This window comes from Agarivorans sp. Alg241-V36, from assembly GCF_900537085.1.
Lineage (GTDB): Bacteria > Pseudomonadota > Gammaproteobacteria > Enterobacterales > Celerinatantimonadaceae > Agarivorans.
This window is the reverse complement of record NZ_UNRE01000004.1, coordinates 45,114-66,876: the sequence shown is the minus strand read 5'-3', so window position 1 is coordinate 66,876 and position 21,763 is coordinate 45,114. Positions and strand designations below refer to the sequence as shown.

Below are 21,763 nucleotides of genomic sequence, written 5' to 3'. Positions count from 1 at the left end.
ATCTATTAAATCAGCAGGTTATGATTTTATTGGTGGGTTGGCACAAGTTTGGCAATAAGCTTCGTAGATTTGCGAATTTGAACATAGTGCGAACATTATTCAGCACTGGACATAAGGAGAGCCCCCGCCCATGTCACTGACATTGGAAAACGTAACACGGATGGTCGATGGCCAGTATTACATTAACCAAGCCACCCTCAATTTTGAGCCCGGCTCGTTTAACGTATTGCTTGGCCGCACCTTGTCAGGCAAAACCAGTTTAATGCGGCTAATGGCCGGATTAGACAAACCAAACACCGGCCGAGTATTAATGAATGGCCTAGACGTAACCGGTGTATCGGTGCAAGAGCGAAATGTATCGATGGTCTACCAGCAGTTCATTAACTACCCCAATATGACGGTATACGACAACATTGCTTCGCCCTTGCGCTTGGCTAATGAGTCGGAAACCACCATTAAAAAACGGGTGATGGAAACTGCAGAAATGCTGCGCATTACGCCTTTTTTATCTCGCCTACCTTTGGAGCTTTCTGGTGGTCAGCAGCAGCGTACTGCCATGGCCAGAGCGCTGATTAAAGACGCCGATATCATCTTGTTTGACGAGCCCTTAGTTAACTTAGATTACAAGTTACGCGAAGAACTACGCCAAGAAATGCGCGAGCTGTTTGCTCAGCGCAATACCATTGCGGTGTACGCTACAACCGAACCTAATGAGGCACTTGCCTTAGGCGGCACCACCACTATTTTGCACGAAGGCAAAGTAATTCAAAGTGGGCCAACCGCAGATACCTATCACTCGCCCTGCAATGTTACCGCCGCAGCCTTGTTTAATGAGCCACCCATTAACCTGATTACCGGAAAGATGAGTGCCACCGAAGTGACCTTTGACGACAAAGTGCATTTCCCGCTAAATGCCGACTTAAAAGCCTTAGGCGAAGGGTCTTATCAATTTGGCATTCGCCCCAGCCATTTAAGTCTGTTACCTAAAAATGACGATGATTTAGAAATATCAGTTCAGGTTGAGCTGGCAGAAATCTCCGGCTCCGAAACCTTCTTGCATGTACGTAACGAGCACTTTCAATTAGTGCTGCATCTGTCTGGGGTTCATTCCTACCACGTCGACGAGAAAATCAAAATATACGTACCCACTCATAAGCTGCACGTATTCGACCATGCCGGAGAGCTTATTCAGGCTTCAAGCCGCCGTATAGAGGATCATTATCATGGCTGAGATCCAACTAAAATCCTTAGCGCATAGTTACGACAAGCAGGCCGATCAGCCCCAGTATGCGATTCGAGAAATGAACCACGTTTGGCAAAAGGGCGGTGCATATGCCTTGCTAGGGCCATCGGGTTGTGGCAAATCTACTTTGCTAAATATTATCTCTGGCTTGCTTGAACCATCCGACGGCGAAGTATTGTTTGACGGTGTTCGAGTAAACGACATTCCGCCGCAAGAGCGCAACATTGCTCAGGTGTTCCAGTTTCCTGTGGTGTACGACACCATGACGGTATTTGATAACTTAGCCTTCCCGCTACGCAACATGGGCGCTAGTAAGGCCAAAGTGCAGTCTAAAGTGGGCGAGATTGCCGAAATCCTAGACCTTACCGCGGTGCTTAATAAAAAGGCCGCCAACCTAAGCGCCGATGAAAAACAAAAAGTATCGATGGGTCGCGGCTTAGTGCGTGACGACGTATCGGCGATTTTGTTTGATGAGCCGCTCACGGTGATTGACCCCCACCTTAAGTGGAAGTTGCGCCGCAAGCTCAAGCAAATTCACGAGCAGTTCAATATTACCATGGTCTACGTTACCCATGATCAGCTCGAAGCCTCTACCTTTGCCGACAAAATTGCGGTGATGTACAACGGCCAAGTGGTGCAGTTTGGCACGCCTCGAGAGCTATTCGAGCAGCCCAACCATACCTTTGTGGGTTACTTCATTGGCAGCCCCGGCATGAACTTAATGGAAGTAGAACGCTGTGAGCAAGGTGTGTGTTTTGGCGAGCAAAGCATTGCCTTAAGCGAGCAGGAATTAAACGCAGTTAACAGCAGCCAATCTAATAACTTAAAAGTGGGAATTCGCCCTGAGTTTGTTCATGTGTGGGACAAACCTAATGGCGATGCCTATCAAGCAGAGGTGCTGTTTGTAGAAGACTTAGGCACCTACAAAATTGTTAGCTTGCAGCTGGGCGATCAGGTAATTAAAGCGCGCTTGCAAGAAGACCAAAAAGTGCCTCACCAAACCGCCTATATCAGCTTTCCCGAGCAGTGGTTGATGCTCTACATCGACGAATACTTGGTGGCCAAGGAAGATAATCATGATTAAACCCTATACCAATAAAGCCTGGTACTTGGTACTGCCAGTGTTCGCGCTGGTGGCGTTTAGCGCCATTGTGCCGCTAATGACGGTAGTGAACTATTCGATTCAGGATATTTTTGATGCTAATACCCGCTACTTTGTGGGCACCGAATGGTATCGAGAAATTCTTAACGATACTCGCTTACACGACTCCTTAATTCGCCAGTTTATTTTCTCTGGCTCGGTGTTGTTAATCGAGATCCCGCTAGGGATTTTAGTCGCCTTAATGATGCCAGCTCGTGGCCCAGGTTCGGTGGTGTGTTTGCTGGTGTTAGCGTTGCCGCTATTAGTGCCACTTAACGTGGTGGGCACTATTTGGCAAATCTTTGGGCGGGCAGACATTGGCCTATTTGGCTGGGCCTTAAACAGCCTAGGCATAGACTATAACTACGCCGCTAACCCCATGGATGCGTGGCTTACGGTGTTGCTAATGGACGTATGGCATTGGACATCCTTGGTGGCACTGCTGTGTTACTCAGGTTTGCGCGCCATTCCAGATGCTTATTACCAAGCGGCTCGCATCGACCGTGCCTCTAACTGGGCGGTATTTCGTTTTATCCAACTTCCCAAGCTTAAGAATGTGCTGCTAATTGGCGTATTACTGCGCTTTATGGACAGCTTCATGATTTATACCGAACCCTTTGTGCTCACCGGTGGTGGCCCCGGTAACTCCACCACCTTCCTCAGCCAAACCCTTACCAAAATGGCAGTAGGCCAGTTTGATATTGGGCCAGCAGGGGCGTTCTCGATCATTTATTTCTTAATCATTTTGTTGGTTAGCTGGCTGTTCTACACCGCCATGACTCATAACGACGGCAAATAAGCGCGGCGAAAGGATGCAATTATGAACATGAAAAAAACACTGGGAATGAGCGCTTACATCTTGTTCTTGCTGTTACCCATTTATTGGTTGTTGATTATGTCGTTTAAGAGTAATCAAGAGATACTAGGCGGGCTTAGCTTTTGGCCAGAACACTTTACCTTTGCCAACTACGCCACCATTTTTAGCGACGCCAGCTGGTACATGGGCTACGTAAACTCGATTTACTACGTATCGCTAAACATGGTGATTACCTTGGCGGTGGCGCTGCCTGCGGCCTATGCTTTTTCGCGCTTTCGTTTTATTGGCGACAAACACCTGTTCTTTTGGTTACTCACCAACCGAATGGCGCCGCCAGCGGTATTTTTGCTGCCCTTCTTTCAGCTCTACTCATCGGTAGGTTTGTTTGATACCCACATCGCCGTGGCTCTCGCACATTGTTTGTTTAACGTGCCACTAGCGGTGTGGATCTTAGAAGGCTTTATGTCGGGCGTGCCAAGAGAAATCGACGAAACCTCCTATATCGACGGCTACAGTTTTCCGCGCTTTTTCGTCAAAATTTTTATCCCGCTAATCCGCTCTGGCATTGGGGTTACCGCCTTCTTTTGTTTCATGTTTAGTTGGGTAGAACTGCTATTGGCCAGAACTTTAACCTCGGTAGACGCCAAACCTATCGCTGCAGTAATGACCCGCACGGTAAGTGCCTCTGGTATTGATTGGGGAGTGCTGGCAGCCGCCGGTGTGCTCACCATTTTGCCAGGTGTATTAGTTATTTGGTTTGTTAGAAATCACGTAGCCAAGGGCTTTGCCCTAGGTCGGGTATAGGAGAAACAACATGAACTGGATGGCATGGACAACACCATCAGCACTATTTTTTACCGGCATCGCCTGCATTTTGTTTGTGATGACCTGTTGGGAACTTAAGAGCCCCTGTGTGGCTCGCAAAGGTTTTTTACCGATAGCTACTACCCGTGGCGATCGATTGTTTATTGGTTTGTTAAGCAGTGCGTTTATTCACCTCGGTTTTATCGGGATGACTGAACTGAGCATTTGGCTACCGTTCGCGGTGGCAGTGGTGTGGCTGTTTATTGTTATGAGATGGGGGTGAGACCAGCAAAAACTCGAGAGCAAATTAAGGATGTGCAAAGGCATCAAGGGGTGCCTTAAAAAAACAAGACGCACTTAAAAATTAAAAGGAATGAAGCAATGCCCTACTACAAAAAATCAGTGTTTAAACTGGCTCGCTTGAGTGTAGCCATGGTTATCGCCGGATGCAGCAGTTTAGCATTAGCAGATCAATACAGTGATGCAGCCCAGCGTTGGGTGGGAGAAGAGTTTAGCCCTTCTACCCTTAGCCAGCAGCAACAAATGGATGAGATGGCATGGTTTATTGAAGCGGCAAAACCATTTCGCGGTATGGAAATAAACGTAGCCTCAGAAACCATCACCACCCACGAATATGAAAGTAAGACCTTAGCCAAGGCATTTTTTGAGATAACCGGTATTAAGGTTAATCACGACCTTATTCAAGAAGGTGATGTAGTTGAAAAACTGCAAACCCAAATGCAGTCGGGCCGTAACATTTACGATGCTTACGTAAACGACTCAGACCTAATTGGTACTCACTTTCGCTACGGTAAAGTGGTCCCGATTAGTGACTTTATAAAAGGCGAGGGTAAAGACGTTACCCTGCCAACCTTAGATCTAGAAGATTTTATTGGCTTAAGCTTTACCACCGGGCCAGATGGAAAAATCTACCAACTTCCAGACCAACAGTTTGCCAACCTTTATTGGTTCCGCGCCGACTGGTTTGAGCGCAGCGACCTAAAAGAGAAGTTTAAAGCCGAATACGGCTACGAGTTAGGGGTGCCACTAAACTGGTCTGCCTATGAAGACATTGCCGAATTCTTCTCAGAAAAAGTAAAAACCATTGATGGCGAACGGGTTTATGGCCACATGGATTACGGTAAAAAAGATCCATCACTAGGCTGGCGCTTTACCGATGCCTGGTTGTCTATGGCAGGGGCTGGCGACAAAGGCATTCCTAACGGTGTTCCGGTAGATGAATGGGGCATTCGGGTAGAAGGCTGTAACCCAGTTGGCTCAAGCGTAGAGCGTGGTGGTGCCACCAACGGCCCTGCCGCAGTATACGCCACTGCCAAGTATGTAGAGTGGCTTAAAAAATACGCGCCACCAGAAGCCCCAGGCATGACCTTTGGCGAAGCCGGCCCAGTGCCAGCACAAGGCAGTGTTGCCCAGCAAATCTTCTGGTACACCGCCTTTACCGCAGATATGACCAAACCCGGATTACCAGTGGTTAACGAAGATGGCACGCCAAAATGGCGCATGGCACCGTCGCCACGCGGCCCATACTGGGAAGAAGGCATGAAGCTGGGTTATCAAGATACCGGTTCGTGGACCTTCTTAAACTCTACCCCGCTAGACAGACGCCAAGCAGCTTGGTTGTATGCTCAGTTTGTAGTGTCTAAATCAGTATCGCTGAAGAAAACCTTGGTGGGTTTAACACCGATTCGTGAGTCTGATATTAACTCGCAAGCCATGACCGACGCCGCACCTAAGCTAGGTGGCTTGGTCGAGTTTTATCGCAGCGACGCCCGCGTACAATGGACGCCAACCGGCACCAACGTGCCAGACTATCCAAAACTGGCGCAACTTTGGTGGCAATACGTGGCAGAAGCGGCCAGTGGTGAGAAAACCCCACAAGAAGCAATGGACGGCCTAGCCGCCGCACAAGACAAAGTACTAACACGCTTAGAGCGCAGTGGTGCACAAGGCGAGTGTGGTCCTAAGCTTAATCCTAAACAAGACGCCTCTTACTGGCTAAACCAACCTGGCTCGCCTAAAGCCAAGTTAGCCAAGGAGAAGCCACAGGGTAAAACCATTGCTTATAAAGATTTAATCGCCCAATAAGCAAACCAGTAAATCAAAAGACCCAGCCTTAGCTGGGTCTTTTTGTTAGCTTTTTCAAGTGAGGTCATTAACTAATTTTGTTTTAGTGAAATGCTTATTTAATTGGAGCAACTTCATGTGTTGGTTAAAAAAGCCCCGTTAGCAGTTTTACGGTTGGTAATTATCATATTCCCAGTGCAATTCTTTAGTTAGGTTCTGTACTACTCCATCCCAGGTTTCTGCACGCACAAAACTAAGTAGTTTATTAAGCATTAATTCTACTCCTGACCACGAGAAAGACTCCATCAATAAGTAGCCACGGCCCCAACTTGTCACTGGATTAGCAGTCATAAACTTTGCTGTGATAGCAGTGAAGCTAAAAATATCACAGCTTTCTCTGTTTCTTTCCCCAATTTCGACCTCAATAAATACTGCACAGATATCTGGATCCATCGGTGTTTTACCAAAGTCTAAATCGGGACTAATTATTGATTTTATTTCTAGTTTTAATGGCATATCAGTTCTTTGTTTTATAAGGTTAACGCCCGCAACGAAAAGCTGTCACTGTACCTGTGATTATTATGTCTTGGTTGCCTCATGCTCGGCTCTTTAGATATTCGTAAACAAACGAACCGGTGACTGAGCCGGTAATACCAAGCATTAATGCAAACATACTAGATAAAACCAGTGCTGCAATAGGATGCTTTTTTACGTGACCAATTATTCTGAAATATAAATCTTTTTTGATGCGTTTAATGTCACTTTGGGTGTTATCAATATCAGATTTAGATACTCTTTCCTGCTTCAATCTCTCTTGGCACTCATCACATATTTGTGGGTTATGGCAAGAAGCGACTAGATCGGTCTTTATGCCATTCATGTCAAAGAGGCATCCACGCGTCTCGTCGTGGGTAAAACCTGGCGCCTCATCAAAATCAGGGATCTTGTTTCCCGTGCGCCGATACAAAAGCGTGTAAGCATATAGTAAACGGTAAACAACATTTTCTAGCGGAATATTGTAGTGTTCGAGGATGTCTTTGATTTGATGAAACGTAAATACAATCTGATTATTTCCGAGCCTTCTCGAATACCAGTTGTCTTCAATTGGAACGTTTACAATAGCGATCATAAAGTCAGCATTAAACAGGTTAGGGAGTTGTCCTTTTACTGCACTATCGGAGAACTCCCAATCAAAACCATCAGAGTCACAACGAAGCGAGTAGTTGTCGACATCCTCGACAACCTCGAAAGTCTTAGACGACCAATTCTTAATTTTTTTTGACTGGAACTCCAAAGGTAAGTGCCCAATCGATACTAGCTTGATTCTAACTTTACTCATAAGCTTCCTTTATAGACATAACGCCCGCTTGAAGCGTTTGTTATGCGACTTAGCTAACCTGATTTAGATGCGACAAAGGCCTGTATGACCCCGACAACAATCAAGACCAGTGTTAACCACGTAATAGCCTTTGCTTGATTTAGTGTTTGTTTGTGCTTTTTTAACTCGAGTTCATGCGAAGAAAGAGTGTCGAGAGCAATCTCTGTGATTTGGTAACTGCCATCAACTAATTTTAATTCACCAGTTTTCATCAATGATTTAAGAAGCAAATCGTTATAAGAAATTTGTCTATTTCTATCAGGGTGATAAACCCATATTTGAGAATGCAACAAGTTCATCATTGAAACTGCATTGACTTTATAATTCATATCATCAATGGTTCTCTCAAGAATTAGCTGCAAAGTTTCCATTCGCTCTGTGCGAACCAATTTCTTTCTATTGGCTGCAAATATCCCTGCCTTATCAAGAAGAACTCTAAACTTATTTATGGGAAGTATGGACCTAAAAAAATACGCTTTTAGGCTAGAGAATTTAAAATCATAAATATTATAAAAATGTGTAATGTCGAGGTAAGTGTTTGAATTTTTTAGTTCTTGATAATCTATAGATGCTATATCATCTGTTTGCTCCCCTTGCCACTTCTTACCGCTTAACCCTTTGTCATTTGCACTATCAATTAGCATTGACCAAGACTCGTCCTTAGTTCTAACATAAAGTACGTTGCAATCTACAGACTTAGCACGTTCGCCCGTCCGAGGGATTTGCATAGGTGCTGGCTTAGACAAAATGACTTGTATAATTCTCTTTGAAATTAGATTCACTAAACCTCCTTCTAGCGGATAACAGCTCATTAAGAGAAAACTTCCTTGTTGAAACAAGGAGCATCCCCTCTTTTTATTCATATGACAAAAACCAGATTACCACCTTTCCTAAGCTACATCAGCCACCTAGCTCTAAAAGTAACAAAAACATCAGCTAGCCATAAGGAAAGTAATTGTGGAAGCAAGGAAACGCAATCTGTAGTTAGCTACAGTGTTTTGCGATCTTAAGGAAGACAAAATGTGCGGGTAGTTGGTGGCTGTGCGTTGTGCCTAGGCAATGCCAAGTTAGTAACAGTGCTTAATCGCTGCTTGGTGTTGTAAATTGCTTTCCTTCGATTAGCTCGCGTTGGGCGAGGATCTTTTGGGTCATAAAGCGTACAAAGGTTAACACTTTTTTGTTTTGCTGTAGGTCTGGGTGGCTGAGTACCCAAAGGTCATATTTGGGCACCGACAAATAGGGCGGTATACGCACTAAGTCTTTGCTGGTATCGCCAATAAAGCAGCCCAATATGGCCACGCCCATTCCTTGTTTGCAGGCTGCTACTTGCAAACTGGGGCTAAGCAGTTTGTGGCGAGATACTAATTTGGGGTAGCTTTTGGCAATTTTTCCTATTGGTCGTTGTTGTTTGTCGGACCAACCTAACCAGTTTTGCTGGGCTAGCCATGTAGGGTCTGCAAGTTTAGCTTGCTTGTTGGCCGCGATATAACAGGCGCGGTGAATGGTGGCGAGCTTGCGGCCAATTAAGTGTTCTGGTGGTGAGTCGCACAGCCTAAAGGCTACGTCGGCTTCGCGATTGCTAATGCTAAGCAGTTTGAAAGAATCAATAATTTCGATATGAATGTCGGGATAGAGCTGGCAAAACTCGGCTATTGCTGGCATTAACAAATGCTCGGCAATAATTTGATGGCTGGTGACTCTTATTTCGCCTACCATGCTGGCATCGTTGCCCGCTACTCTGCGCTCTACCGCTTTTAGGCTTTGTTCGAGTTTTTCGGCCTCTGCAAAAATTTCATCTCCCATGGCAGTGCATTGGTAACCTTGGGGGCTTCGCTCAAATAGTCGCCGGCCTAAAGAGGCCTCAAAGCTGTTGATACGGCGCGACACCGTAGCGTGGTTAACCTGTAGCTCGGTGGCTGCGGCTCTAATTGAGCCGTTGCGGCATACCGCCAAGAAGTACTTTAAATCATCCCAGTTCATGCTGTTTTCTAATAATTTGCAAACCTTAAGCCTAGCTGACCTTGGTGTTTATGAGGTGGATAATTTTTGCACCAATAGTTGGATTTATTGCTTCTTACCAAGCTTGGTTACGCGGGCTAGCATAAATGAGCAATCTATTTTTTGTGTTAGTGCCAACTATTTAAGGAGAAAGGGATGATTAACATTTATCTTAAAGGCAAATACAAAGTTGAAACGTCGGTAGATATAAACGCACCAGTTGAGCAGGTTTGGGCGGTGATAGGGGATTTTACCAATGTGGCGTGGGCACCCGGTGTAACCGCCTCTCACCCAATTGGTCGCGCCGACTTAGGCGTGGGAGCAGGCAGACATTGCGCCTTGCAAGGTTTTGGCGAAATAGATGAGTACATTACCCAGTGGTCGGAAGGGCAAGGGTTTGTGTATAACGTTTCTCCGCTTGGCCCTTTAAATCATGGCCATAGCAGCTGGTGGATTGAAAAAGTAGGGGAGAATAGCCGAGTAAATATTGTATTGAGCTACGATCTTCGTTTTGGCTTGTTTGGCCGTTTGCTACACGCCTTGGTGATGCGTAAAAAGCTTAAGGGCTCGTTACCGCAAACAGCCTCGGCGATAAAAACTCGAGTCGAAGGTTTGTCGTTTAGTGCGGCCAATGCCGCATGAGCTTAATCGTAAATACTGCCGATGTTGGCGCTAGATATAAACTTTGGATGCTGCTTAAGCCTTTGCTGCAGTAACTTTAGTTGGATAGCGTCACTGTATTTAGGAAATACGCTAACATCGGCCAGCTGGTGCTGAGCCACCGTTTTGCGTCGCCATTTGCTCCATAGCGAGTGAAGCAGTAAGCGGTCGGTTTCGCGCAGAAAGGCTTTGGCGCGATAACGCCAGATGATTTTGCGCAGTACTCGGTTTAGCTGGCGATTATGTTGCTTAATGGCTAGCTGGTAGAGGTATTCGTAAAAGGATAAGTCTTCGTCACTTTTAGGGCTGAGTTTGCTTAGTGCGGAAAACTCTACTTCTTGGGAGAACTGAAAGTGGGAAATGTTATTAAGCTGCAAAGCCATAAAAGTGCGGTGGCATTTGGAGCAGCGTCCGCAATTGCTGCTTGGGTCTTCCCAGCATACCCAAAGGTTATCTAAGGCTTCTGGGTAGTGTTTTATTAAGGCTATTTTGGCGGCTCGGTCGGCTTCTAAACCAAGGTGCAAAATTCTGCACGATTCGCTCGACCACAAAGGGTCTAACAAGGGGTGGCTGTTAGAGGGATTAATTGCATCAAAGGTTACTGCGCCACTTATGGTCATGCTGCTGGGGTTGAGCAGTAAGCTAACACTGGCTAAGGACGCGCCAAAGTTGGCGAAGCGGGCTAGGCCTGTCCAACCAGTAAATTCTTTTAAATTACTCTCTACGCAAATGAGCTTTTTGTTAAACAGCTTGGCGGTTTTTTGGCAGCGGGCAACCAGCTGTTGCCAGGAGTGCTGGGGCATTGAGAAGTCGAAGCCATTAATGAGAACTAAGTTGTCGAGCTGCTCTTGATGCTTAATAAGGTTGTAGGTGCCATCTACCCCGCCAGAGAAAAAAGCGCTGTCACCCAGTTGGCTAGCAGAGGGCTTAAATACTTGGGTATTGGCGGTAACTTTAATGGGCTTAAAGATGGGGTTCCAAGCGTGCATCATGGTTTGGATCTCTGGCAGTTTTGCTAACAAACTGGCCGATACATAGTATTGGCGATCAATTTCGATATCTTCGCCCATAAACATCGCAGGAATCAGCGCGGAGCATAAAAATGGACTGGCATCGTTACAGGCAATTAGGCAATCGCTGCTGGTTTTAAACCATAAGGGGAAGGGGCCCAGCATGGCCGATAGTTTGTGGTATTTTTCGGTTTTCTCTAAGCTAAGTTGCTGAATTTTCATTAGTGCCGCGCAATCAGCTGTTTTAGTTTGTGAGCATAACCATGCAAGATAAGTTCATCGGCTTGTTTGATTAAGGCGCGCAGTTCAAAATTATGTTTGATGTGCTGCAGGGCTTCTATCATCACACTGTCATTTACTGCGATGGCTAAGTCGAGGTTCTCTTCAAGAAACTGCACATCGTGAATGTTGTACAGCTTTAGATCTCGCAGTTTATGTTTAACTAAGTGGTCACTCAGCGTAGGGAAGGTATCGGTTTCTATACCCAATAAACGCAGGCTGCTCATGGTGCGCAAACATTTCTCGCATTCGCCGCAGTTGTAGCCATGGTCGTGCCAGCAAACCCTTAGAATGGCTAAGAACTCAGGATCATTGGTGAGTTCTTTTAGTTTGTCGATACGTTTTACATTGGCACCGTGATGGACAATTTGGGTTTGATGATTACTCCACAAATGGTCGGTAATGTAGTTGGAACCTTCTGGGATGTTGTTTTGATAGGTTAGGCCGGCTGCGATGTAACACTTTTTAACCCCCAATGCTAAGGCGATGCTAGATAGGCCCCCGCCAAAACACACTCCCCATTTAAGTTGGTTATGGTAACCAAGAAATCTCACGTTGGTTTCTATGGGATATAGGGTTTTATGTTTACTGAGTAAGTAGTCTTTGTTGCTGTTAAAGGCGTGCTGATAGAGGGTATCACTCGACAGTTGCATATCAATGCCTTTGGCAAACAGCAGGTAATCAATGTCTTGCTGGTTTTGTTGGTAGGTGTGGTAACCGTCGACGCCTCCGGAGAAAAACGACACCTTATCGTTGCAGGGAAAAGGCTCTTCCTTGGCGGTTCCGCCCATTATCTTAATATGGTGCATGGTGTGGCCAAGGTAGTCTTGCCAATAAGCAAAAATGTTTTGTAGCTGTTCGAGGTTGTTTAGCAAGATGGGGGAGTAGTTGGCGCTAGCTTCTATTTCTAAGTTTTGGTTTTTTGCCATGCAAATCAGCAGGCAAGCGGCAATAAATGGGTCGGCACTTAAACGAGGCTGTAGCGGGGCGGGGAATTTATACCATAAGTCGAAGCCAGCGCAATCGGCCCGAAGAATGGCGTGGTCGGGGTGCTGCTCAATGCGGATTTGGGAAATCTTCATAAAGCCTCCTTGCTGACTAGGGTCTGTGGATCTTTCGAGCTGATTTTTGCAGCAGTTTGTGGCTTATTTATTCAGCCAAACGCTTTGATGTGTAGCTAAGCTACATGAGAAGCCGATAACGCAGTAGAAATGAGCCACAAACACTGCCCGAAGGGTTCGGCTAAAATCGCTTTATGCTTTGTTAAGGAGTATTTGCTTAGAATAACTAAGCAGCACACACCTTGCCGCGCCTAAAACGATTTTATCTCGAACAAAATTTAACCGCGAAAGTTCAACAGACCCTAATAAGCGTAGTGCGGGCAGGGAGATTTTTAAAATTTAAGTGCACAAAAACGCTATTTAGCTGCTAGCGAGTTGCTGTGTGTAGTCTGCATTTGTTTACAGCAAAGCAATTGGGCGGCACCTAAGTTAAGGCGAGCTAAACCGCTTTAGTAGCCGCGAGCTTTAAGCTAGCTGTCGTTTAAGTGAGCTAAGCAAACCGCCGTTGCGCTGGTTCGGTTTTCTACTGCAAGTTTGTGAAATACCGCCTCAAGGTGTTTGTTTACGGTTCGTGGACTCATGTCTAAAATTTGCGCGATTTCTCGATTGGTTTTCCCCCGTGCTAGCCACAGCACCACTTCTGATTCTCGCTCGGTTAAGCTGAAGCGCTGGCGCAAAGACTCGCGCTGGCTTTAGTCGTCGTTATTTACTAGGCGCAGCAGGTGTTCCCCTGGTGATGACTGACCCAAATAACGCAGCTGCAGTGCAGTATTGAGGTTTTTAAGCGATAGCATACTGTGTTTAGCTGGGGTATAGGCTAACCACTGCTTAAGTTGAGGGCTAATCACCTCGGCTGCTGTGGCAGGTAAATCCTCCTGCGATGCCAGTGTTTCGCTTGCTTTGGCGCTTACCCAAATCATTTCGCCTCGGCTATTGGCGGTAAAGCTAGCTTGGCCTATTTCATCTAGGGCACCATGGGCACTGCGGGTGAGGCGAGCATTGCTAATATGTACTTTTATGCGGGCAAATAGTTCATCAAGTTTTATTGGTTTGTTGATGTAGTCTACTCCGCCAGATTCTAGGCCCTTAACCACCGACTCACTGCTGCTTAATCCAGTCATGAAAATTACTGGAATATCGCTGAGTTGAGTATTTTGTTTTAGTTGCTGGCAGGCTTCAAAACCGTCCATATTCGGCATTAATGCGTCCATGAGTACTAAGTCTGGAGTAATGCGTTGGCTAATGTTGAGTGCTTGTTGCCCATCCATGGCAATTAATACGGTGTAGCCTTGTTCAATTAAAGCGGTGTTAAGCATCGCCACCGATTCGGTAGCATCGTCAACAACGAGGATTAGTCCCTTTGAGTTTGTGGCGTTCATTAGATTACGACCTTTTCACAATAAGCGGTAATGCTGGCAAATTGATACTGTTCTAATTCCTTTCTTAGGGCGCGAGTAATGGTGTGTAACGCGCTGTCTTTCTCTAGGTTTTTTATTAGCCTATCAATCCCTTGTACAAAGCCAAGTTGTGCCATTTCGGCTATTTCTTGCAGCTGTTCGCGCTGGCTTTGGTTTAGTTGAATGTTTGGCGCTTGCAACTCGGGCGAGGCGCTTTGCGTATGGGTGTTTTGGTAGTTCCAATCTATGGCTAAGGCTTTGGCAACTTTTTCCAGTAGCGCGTTATCGCGCATTGGCTTAGCCAGGTAGTCGTTGTGCAATGCTGGCTCGTGAATTTCTTCAGCGGCATTGAAATAAGGCGCTTCTGTGGCATCGGCCGACACCATGATGATCGGTACACTAATGCCATTGCTACGAAGTTTTTTAAGTAGTTGCCAGCCATTCATATCGGGCATGGATATGTCGAGCAAAAACAGGTCAATGGCACTTAAGTAGGTATTGCTTAAACAACACAAAGCATCGTTGGCTTCATGAACCACAAAGCCCAGCGGCGAGAGTATTTCTGATACTAAGTTACGGTGATTAGGGTCATCGTCTACCACCATTACGGTTTTGCTAGGGCCTTTGATTGAGTTTACTGGCGCTTGCACAGATTTCGGCTGCTGCTCTTTGTTTAAGCTAGCTAGCATTATGCTCAGTTTAAAGCTGCTACCTTTGCCAATCTCGCTGCTTACACTAATGTTTCCACCCATTATGTCGGTAAGCAACTGAGTAATGGTTAAGCCTAGGCCGGTGCCAGGAGAGCTGGGTATGTCCCTTTTCTCTACTCGCTCAAAGGGTTTGAATATTCGCTCGATATCTTGTTCGCTAATGCCTACGCCGCTGTCGGTAATGGTGAATTCTGCGACTTGATTACGGTAATAAACGTCTAAGGTTACTGAACCTTGTTGGGTAAACTTAACTGCGTTGGACAACAGGTTGATGAGTATTTGCCGTAGTTGAGTTTCATCTGCGGTTACCCAGTTGGGCAGGTAAGGGCTGGGATTGTAAACGAAGGAAATGCCTTTGCTTTTGGCTTGAAGGCTGAACATATCTACCAAGTCATCCAGCAATTCACCAATGGCCACTTCGTCACGTTGTAATTCGATGCGGCCTGCCTCGATGCGCGAGATATCTAATAGGCCTTCAATTATGTCGGCGAGGTGTTCGCCGCTGCGTTTGATAAGCGAGACTTTGGCGCTATGCTCGGGTGCTAAACTTGGCGATTTTTCTAAGAGCTGTGCGTAACCCAGCACCGAGTTAAGCGGGGTGCGAAGCTCATGACTAATGCCAGTGAGGTAGCGGCTTTTAGCTTGGTTGGCTGATTCGGCCGTTTCTTTGGCCTGCTGCAAGGCTTGGTCGGTAACCTCGTGGGCAGATATCTCGCGGCTAAGTAACTCGGTTTGGCGCTGCGATTCATCTAATGCAAATTGGCGGCTGTCGTTGGCTAAAACAAATAGCCAAACCAGCACGCCAACAATAATCATCAATAAGAAAAATACGTGGCTAAGCGTTGCCGACACTGCCACTTTAGTGGCAAATTCGGTTACTGGGATCCGCGAATAGACTAAGTAAAACAAGCTGGCAATCAGCAAGGCAATGAGCGCCATTAAGCCAGAGAAATTCAGCAGGCGAGTATTCATTAAGGATGACACTGCTTTAGGAAGCACCAGGCTAACAAATTGACTTAGTTGCTGACCAAAGCGGGCGTTTTCTTTACATTGATCATGGCAGCGTGCATCTAGGGTGCAACATAGCGAGCATATTGCGCCGCCATAGGCTGGGCAGCTGGCAAGGTCTTCTATTTCAAAATGATTTTGGCAAACCGTGCATTCCCCTTGGTGGGCCTGCGGTAGATCGGGCTCTCTCGCTAAGTAGTAGCGGCCTTTGGTTAAAATGGCGATGATGGGAGAGCATACAAAAGCCGTGCTTAAGCCAATATAAGGCGCCAGTGCTTGGGCGGTGTCACCAGCATTTCCGGTATAACAATAAATACTCAAAACAGAGGCTATCACCATTGAGCCAACCCCAACAGGGTTGATGTCGTAGAGGTGAGCACGTTTAAATTCAATGTGCTTGGGGCTATAACCCAAGGGTTTGTTGATGACTAAGTCCGCCACCAATGCGCCAACCCAAGCAACCGCCACATTCGAGTAAATGCCGAGGATGTCTTCTAACGCGGCATAGATGCCTAGCTCCATAATCAGCAGGGCAATAATCACGTTAAATACCAGCCACACTACGCGACCTGGGTGGCTATGGGTTAAGCGAGAGAAGAAGTTTGACCAGGCGATAGAGCCGGCATAGGCGTTCGTTACGTTAATTTTAAGCTGACAAACCAAAACAAAAATACCCGCCAAGGAGAGCGCAAGCAGAGGAGATTGGGCCATGTAGGAAAAGGCCACCTGGTACATTTGAATAGGATCTCCGGCCACATCCTCGGCCACTCCGGCATTAATGGCTAGTACCACTAAAAACGATCCTAAGAGGATTTTAAGTGCACCAACAATAATCCATCCGGGGCCTGCCGATAACAGCGCTACCCACCAACAGGCACGATGTTTTTTCTTGGCTTCGGGCATAAAACGCAAGAAGTCTACTTGCTCACCAATTTGCGCCATTAACGAGAATAAGATCCCCGATGCTGCACCAAATAAATGCAGGTTAAATTCCCCCGAACTGCCGCTCTCTTGCTTGCCTTCAAACTGTAACCAGTTGTTAATGGCGCTGGACTCATGCCACAAAATAAAAATTAGCGGCGCCACCTGCAGTACCAGCCATATTGGTTGGCTCCACAGTTGAAAACGGCTGATGAAGGTGATGCCGTGGGTTACTAAGGGGATCACTACAACTGCGCTAATTAAGTAGCCAATGCTTAAGGGAATATTAAATAACAGCTCCAAAGCCGAGGCCATAATGGCCGCCTCAATGGCAAAAAAGATAAAGGTAAACGAGGCGTAAATGAGCGAGGTAATGGTAGAGCCAATGTAGCCAAAGCCCGCGCCGCGCGTGAGCAAGTCTATGTCGACGCCATAGCGTGCAGCGTAGTATGAGATTGGCAGCCCGCAGAAAAATATAATTGCCGATACCAGCAATATGGCAATTAACGAATTATTAAAACCAAAGTTAAGGATTAGCGCGCCACCAATGGCTTCTAGGGCTAAAAAAGATATTGCGCCCAAGGCGGTATTGGAGACGCGTGCAACCGACCACTTACGAGCATTTTTAGAGGTAAACCTTAGGGCATAATCTTCTAAAGTTTGGTTGGCTACCCAGCGGTTATAGTTTCTACGCGCTTTAAATACATGCTGGTCCTTCATCCCTTAAACGCCTTCCTTTGCGAATTCATAGGTTTTATAAGCATTTTTCGCGCCGTGGCTTTATCACCCTTTTGTTAAAATGGTTATTAAAATCAGACTGTTATGCTTGCTTAACTGAGTTGTTTGTTGGTAGCGGCTTGCCACTCTCTTTAATATCTTGACCCTAAATCAATCTCCTCTTCACTGCTATGCGTCAAATGACGTAGGTCGCTAGGGTGAACGGCGAATTTTGCTCACCGTTGTAATCTCGCATCATGGTATTCACCAAGTACGGACACCTTGTCTTAAACACTCAGTAGGGATACCACTATGCACAATCTCAAGAAAACAGGCTTAAGCAATTCGCTACGCCGTAATCTGTTAAAAGGAATGATGGCCTTGCCCGCCGCGATTCTTGTTTCACAACTAAGCTTTGCAGCAGCTCCTAGCACCGCTGAAGTAAATACCACCGGCTTAGCCGTAACCGACGACACGGTTAAGGTAGGTATTCTGCACTCGGTAACTGGCACCATGGCGATTAGTGAAACGGGTTCAGTACAAGCCGAGATGCTAGCCATTGAGCAAATCAACGCAATGGGCGGCGTATTAGGACGCCAAATTGAATACATTCAAGAAGACGGTGCCAGTGACTGGCCAACCTTTGCTGAAAAGTCGAAGAAGCTGCTAGTTAAAGATAAGACTGCGGCGGTATTTGGCTGCTGGACCTCTGCTTCTCGTAAAGCGGTATTGCCAGTGTTTGAGCAATATAACGGCATGCTTTATTACCCAACTTTCTACGAAGGCTTAGAGCAATCACCTAACGTAATTTACACCGGCCAAGAAGCAACTCAGCAAATTATTGCCGGTATTGATTGGGTAACCGACACCAAAGACGCTAAGAGTTTCTTCTTGTTAGGTTCTGATTACATTTGGCCGCGTACCTCTAACAAAATTGCCCGCAAACACATCGAAAAACTGGGTTTGAAAGTAGTGGGTGAAGAGTATTACCCACTAGGTCATACCTCGTTCAACTCGGTGATAAACAAAATTAAACTGAAAAAGCCTGATGTGATTTACGCCATTGTTGTGGGTGGGTCTAACGTTGCTTTCTACAAGCAGCTTAAAGCCGCGGGCATCGACATGAACAAAGAGAAGCCACTGGTACTCACTATTTCGGTAACTGAAGACGAGATCTTGGGCATTGGTGGTGAAAACATTCAAGGTGCTTACGCTGCCATGAAGTACTTCCAAAGTTTAACTAACCAAAACAATGAAGAGTTTGTTGCAGCCTTTAAGAAGCGCTGGGGTGACGACATTGTGATTGGTGACGTAACGCAAGCTGCCTACCTTGGCCCTTGGTTGTGGAAAGCTGCGGTAGAAAAAGCCGGCTCGTTTGATATCGACAAAGTACGTGCTGCCTCGCCAAACCTAGAGCTAACCACTGCGCCAGAAGGTTATGTGAAAGTTCATGAAAATCATCACCTATGGTCTAAAACGCGAATTGGTCATGCTCAAGCCGATGGTCAATACAACATCGTTTATGAAACTGCAGATTTAATTGAACCAAACCCATTCCCTAAAGGTTACCAGTAACCGCTGTAGGTGGCTCAGTTCGCTGAGCCACTTGTTCTTTCGCTAGCTTTTAAGAGGGACTGAAGATGTTTGCCGATTATACCAGCTCAGAGCTAACCGCCATTTTCGCCATGCAGGGATTTGCCGGTCTTATTTTGTTTTCTGTATTTGTTCTTATGGCCCTAGGTCTAGCCATTATATTCGGTCAAATGGGCGTAATTAATATGGCCCATGGCGAGTTTATGATCCTAGGTGCTTACATTACTTACCTTACTTCGCAGTTATTTAGCAATTACCTCCCTGGCTTGTTTGATGGCTATTTCTTTGTGGCAATGTTGCTGGCGTTTATTGTCACCTCGGCGCTTGGCGCGCTGGTGGAATGGGCGATGATTCGCCATTTGTACAAGCGTCCACTAGATACTTTGTTAGCCACTTGGGGTTTAAGCCTTATCTTGCAGCAGCTCTATCGCACCGTATTTGGAGCTCGAGAAGTAGGAGTGAGCTTACCCGATTGGTTAATGGGCTCTTACGCGATTACCGACATTATCGAAGTGCCGATTAACGGCATATTTGTGATGGCATTAACCATCATGATTACCATTGGCGTGTACTTGCTCATGCAAAAATCTCGCTTAGGTAAACAGACCCGCGCAGTGGTACAAAACCGCGCAATGGCAGGCGCTGTAGGGATTAACACCGAAAAAGTTGACCGTTATACCTTTGCTTTAGGTTGCGGTATTGCTGGCATTGCAGGCTCGGCCTTTACCATGGTGGGTTCAACCGGTCCAACAGCTGGGCAGCTCTACATTGTAGACACCTTCTTAGTGGTGGTATTTGGTGGCGCGTCAAGCTTGCTTGGTACCGTTGCATCGGCCTTTACCATCTCACAAGCGCAATCAACCATGGAGTTTTTCCTTAGTGGTTCGATGGCCAAAGTTCTCACCTTATTGACCGTGGTTGGCATTTTAATGCTGCGTCCTCAAGGTCTGTTTTCGCTCAAGGTTCGTCGTTAGGGAGAATGATGATGTTATCTCAAATTAGTGCTACTGCAGCACAAAATACCAGTAAGGTTGATTGGTGGAAGTATCTACTGTTAGCCGCGATTATTTTCATTGTGTTGCCCTTGTCCTTGGACATTTTCCGACTCAACTTAATTGGCAAGTACTTAACTTACGCCTTTGTCGCTATCGGCTTAGTATTGTGCTGGGGTTGTGGCGGTATTTTAAGCCTAGGTCAGGGCGTGTTTTTTGGCTTAGGTGGCTATTGCATGGCGATGTTCTTGAAGCTTGAAGCATCAAGCCCCGAGGCGACCGCAATTCAATCGACACCGGGCATTCCTGACTTTATGGATTGGAATCAGCTCACCGAGCTGCCCTGGTTTTGGCAGCCCTTTAATAGCTTAGCCTTTACCTTGGTTGCGGTGATAGCGGTGCCGGTATTGTTCGCCTTCATAATTGGTGTTGCCATGTTTACCCGCCGAGTGGGTGGGGTGTACTTCGCCATTATTACTCAAGCTATTGCGGCCATTCTCACCATTTTGATTATTGGCCAGCAAGGTTATACCGGTGGGGTAAACGGCATTACCGATTTACGCACCTTTTTAGGCTGGGATATTCGTACCGAGTCGGCCCAATACCTACTGTATTTTGTTAACGCAGTATTGTTGTTCGCCTGCCTGTTTATCGCCTTATACATTAAGCGCTGTAAATTAGGCCGTTTGCTGGTGGCGATGCGAGAGAAAGAAGATCGGGTTCGATTTTCTGGCTATAACGTTGCCAGTTTTAAAATCTTCATCTTTTGTGTTGGTGCTGCCTTTGCCGCCATTGGTGGAGCGATGTTTACCTTGCAAGTTGGCTTTATGTCACCATCTTTTGTGGGCATTGTTCCTTCCATCGAAATGGTGATTTTTTGTGCCGTGGGTGGGCGTTTATCTTTGCTTGGTGCGGTATACGGCACCTTGCTGGTAAACCTTGCTAAAACCAGCTTCTCTGAATCCTTCCCTCAGTTGTGGTTGTTTGCCATGGGCGCGCTATTTATTGGTGTGGTATTAGCCTTCCCAGATGGTTTAGCCGGCCTCTATCAATCCTACATTCAGCCTTGGTTTAAGCGCCTGTTTAAACGTGCTGCCACCAATAAACCTGAACCGACTAAGAAGGCTATTCAAGCCGCTGAGCCGGAAACGGATAGCACTTCGCCATCACTTAAGGAGAGCCCAAATGCCCCAGCCTAACTCATCAAAGAACAAAGATTTTGTGCTCAGCGTTGAAGGTTTAACCGTGTCTTTTGATGGCTTTAAGGCCGTTGATGACCTGTCGCTATACGTTGAAGAGCAGGAAATTAGGGTGATTATTGGCCCTAATGGCGCCGGCAAAACCACAGTATTGGATCTGATATGTGGTCGTACTAAAGCCACAACTGGCTCGATTAAGTTCAAGCAAAAAGAGCTTACCAAGCTGAAAGAACACCAAATTGTGCATGCCGGGGTAGGGCGTAAATTTCAAACCCCTTCCATTTATGAAGACCTGAGTGTTTTTGAAAACTTAGAAATCTCATATCCCCGTGGCCGTAACGTGTGGGGCGCGCTGACCTTTAAGCGTGATGAAGCGGTGCACGCCAAGATTATGGAAATTGCCGAGATGGTATTTCTTAGCGACAAGCTAAATCACCAGGCTGATTTGCTTAGCCATGGTCAAAAGCAGTGGTTAGAGATAGGCATGTTGCTTATTCAAGACCCTGAACTGCTGATGTTAGACGAGCCAGTGGCGGGTATGTCGGTGGCCGAGCGTAAACAAACCGCGCAATTGCTGCAAAGCATTACCAAGCAACGTTCGGTGTTGGTGATTGAGCATGACATGCAGTTTGTCGAAGACATCGCCGACCGAGTGACGGTGTTACACCAAGGGAAGGTACTGTCTGAGGGCTCGATGCAGCGGGTGAAAAATGACCCTAAAGTGGTCGAAGTTTACCTAGGCCATTAAGG

Annotated in this window: 20 protein-coding genes; 11 read left to right on the top strand and 9 right to left on the bottom strand. The window is 46.4% G+C overall.

Going from position 1 to position 21,763, the window contains the following annotated elements; genetic code table 11:
• The first annotated feature begins 130 nt into the window (after positions 1 to 130).
• The 6 genes from G6R11_RS10235 to G6R11_RS10210 all read left to right on the top strand — a co-directional run bounded on the left by G6R11_RS10235 (position 131) and on the right by G6R11_RS10210 (position 6,111).
• Positions 131 to 1,231, top strand: a complete 1,101-nt coding sequence (locus G6R11_RS10235; RefSeq protein ID WP_163132988.1) for an ABC transporter ATP-binding protein — start codon at positions 131 to 133, stop codon at positions 1,229 to 1,231.
• Positions 1,224 to 2,327, top strand: a complete 1,104-nt coding sequence (locus G6R11_RS10230; protein ID WP_163132987.1) for an ABC transporter ATP-binding protein — start codon at positions 1,224 to 1,226, stop codon at positions 2,325 to 2,327. The genes G6R11_RS10235 and G6R11_RS10230 overlap by 8 nt, the downstream gene beginning before the upstream one ends.
• Positions 2,320 to 3,183, top strand: coding sequence for a carbohydrate ABC transporter permease (locus tag G6R11_RS10225; protein WP_163132986.1), 864 nt, complete (start codon positions 2,320 to 2,322; stop codon positions 3,181 to 3,183). The genes G6R11_RS10230 and G6R11_RS10225 overlap by 8 nt, the downstream gene beginning before the upstream one ends.
• A gap of 21 nt (positions 3,184 to 3,204) precedes the next feature.
• Positions 3,205 to 4,005, top strand: coding sequence for a carbohydrate ABC transporter permease (locus G6R11_RS10220; protein WP_163132985.1), 801 nt, complete (start codon positions 3,205 to 3,207; stop codon positions 4,003 to 4,005).
• 10 nt (positions 4,006 to 4,015) lie between these two features.
• Positions 4,016 to 4,288, top strand: a complete 273-nt coding sequence (locus tag G6R11_RS10215; protein WP_016401345.1) for a DUF2160 domain-containing protein — start codon at positions 4,016 to 4,018, stop codon at positions 4,286 to 4,288.
• Positions 4,289 to 4,386: 98 nt separating this feature from the next.
• Positions 4,387 to 6,111 carry an ABC transporter substrate-binding protein gene (locus G6R11_RS10210; protein ID WP_163132984.1) on the top strand — a complete coding sequence of 575 codons (1,725 nt, stop codon included), beginning with the start codon at positions 4,387 to 4,389 and terminating at the stop codon, positions 6,109 to 6,111.
• A gap of 147 nt (positions 6,112 to 6,258) precedes the next feature.
• On the opposite strand, the gene G6R11_RS10205 is transcribed toward G6R11_RS10210, so the two are convergent.
• The 4 genes from G6R11_RS10205 to G6R11_RS10190 form a co-directional block, all read right to left on the bottom strand.
• Positions 6,259 to 6,606, bottom strand: a complete 348-nt coding sequence (locus G6R11_RS10205; protein WP_163132983.1) for an Imm8 family immunity protein — start codon at positions 6,604 to 6,606, stop codon at positions 6,259 to 6,261.
• Between the two features lie 79 nt (positions 6,607 to 6,685).
• Positions 6,686 to 7,429: a hypothetical protein gene (locus tag G6R11_RS10200; RefSeq protein ID WP_163132982.1), complete on the bottom strand. Its 744-nt coding sequence runs from the start codon at positions 7,427 to 7,429 to the stop codon at positions 6,686 to 6,688.
• 53 nt (positions 7,430 to 7,482) lie between these two features.
• Positions 7,483 to 8,250 (bottom strand): hypothetical protein, encoded by a 768-nt coding sequence (locus G6R11_RS10195; RefSeq protein WP_163132981.1) that lies wholly within the window; start codon positions 8,248 to 8,250, stop codon positions 7,483 to 7,485.
• A gap of 298 nt (positions 8,251 to 8,548) precedes the next feature.
• Positions 8,549 to 9,448 carry a LysR family transcriptional regulator gene (locus G6R11_RS10190; protein WP_163132980.1) on the bottom strand — a complete coding sequence of 300 codons (900 nt, stop codon included), beginning with the start codon at positions 9,446 to 9,448 and terminating at the stop codon, positions 8,549 to 8,551.
• 174 nt (positions 9,449 to 9,622) lie between these two features.
• On the opposite strand from G6R11_RS10190, the gene G6R11_RS10185 reads away from it, so the two are divergent.
• On the top strand, positions 9,623 to 10,108 hold the full coding sequence (locus G6R11_RS10185) for an SRPBCC family protein (protein WP_163132979.1): 486 nt from the start codon (positions 9,623 to 9,625) through the stop codon (positions 10,106 to 10,108).
• A gap of 2 nt (positions 10,109 to 10,110) precedes the next feature.
• Here G6R11_RS10185 and G6R11_RS10180 read toward each other — a convergent pair whose 3' ends face one another.
• The 5 genes from G6R11_RS10180 to G6R11_RS10165 all read right to left on the bottom strand — a co-directional run bounded on the left by G6R11_RS10180 (position 10,111) and on the right by G6R11_RS10165 (position 17,232).
• Positions 10,111 to 11,358: a hypothetical protein gene (locus G6R11_RS10180; protein ID WP_163132978.1), complete on the bottom strand. Its 1,248-nt coding sequence runs from the start codon at positions 11,356 to 11,358 to the stop codon at positions 10,111 to 10,113.
• The gene (locus tag G6R11_RS10175) at positions 11,358 to 12,497 is read right to left on the bottom strand and encodes a hypothetical protein (RefSeq protein WP_163132977.1); all 1,140 of its coding nucleotides are present in this window, start codon (positions 12,495 to 12,497) and stop codon (positions 11,358 to 11,360) included. Before G6R11_RS10175 ends, G6R11_RS10180 begins: the two co-directional genes overlap by 1 nt.
• 449 nt (positions 12,498 to 12,946) lie before the next feature.
• A complete protein-coding gene (locus tag G6R11_RS21885) occupies positions 12,947 to 13,153 on the bottom strand; it encodes a response regulator transcription factor (RefSeq protein WP_304503126.1) in 207 nt (68 codons plus the stop codon).
• 15 nt (positions 13,154 to 13,168) lie between these two features.
• A complete protein-coding gene (locus tag G6R11_RS10170; protein WP_240352436.1) occupies positions 13,169 to 13,855 on the bottom strand; it encodes a response regulator in 687 nt (228 codons plus the stop codon).
• Positions 13,855 to 17,232, bottom strand: a complete 3,378-nt coding sequence (locus G6R11_RS10165; protein ID WP_163132976.1) for an ATP-binding protein — start codon at positions 17,230 to 17,232, stop codon at positions 13,855 to 13,857. Before G6R11_RS10165 ends, G6R11_RS10170 begins: the two co-directional genes overlap by 1 nt.
• Before the next feature lie 309 nt (positions 17,233 to 17,541).
• Here G6R11_RS10165 and urtA point away from each other — a divergent pair, with 309 nt between their 5' ends.
• The 4 genes from urtA (at position 17,542) to urtD (ending at position 21,761) form a co-directional block, all read left to right on the top strand.
• Positions 17,542 to 18,804, top strand: a complete 1,263-nt coding sequence (gene urtA / locus G6R11_RS10160; RefSeq protein ID WP_163132975.1) for an urea ABC transporter substrate-binding protein — start codon at positions 17,542 to 17,544, stop codon at positions 18,802 to 18,804.
• A 65-nt stretch (positions 18,805 to 18,869) separates the two neighbouring features.
• The gene (gene urtB, locus G6R11_RS10155) at positions 18,870 to 19,796 is read left to right on the top strand and encodes an urea ABC transporter permease subunit UrtB (protein ID WP_163132974.1); all 927 of its coding nucleotides are present in this window, start codon (positions 18,870 to 18,872) and stop codon (positions 19,794 to 19,796) included.
• Between the two features lie 11 nt (positions 19,797 to 19,807).
• On the top strand, positions 19,808 to 21,013 hold the full coding sequence (gene urtC / locus G6R11_RS10150) for an urea ABC transporter permease subunit UrtC (RefSeq protein WP_163132973.1): 1,206 nt from the start codon (positions 19,808 to 19,810) through the stop codon (positions 21,011 to 21,013).
• Positions 21,000 to 21,761 (top strand): urea ABC transporter ATP-binding protein UrtD, encoded by a 762-nt coding sequence (gene urtD, locus G6R11_RS10145; protein ID WP_163132972.1) that lies wholly within the window; start codon positions 21,000 to 21,002, stop codon positions 21,759 to 21,761. The genes urtC and urtD overlap by 14 nt, the downstream gene beginning before the upstream one ends.
• Positions 21,762 to 21,763: the final 2 nt, after the last annotated feature.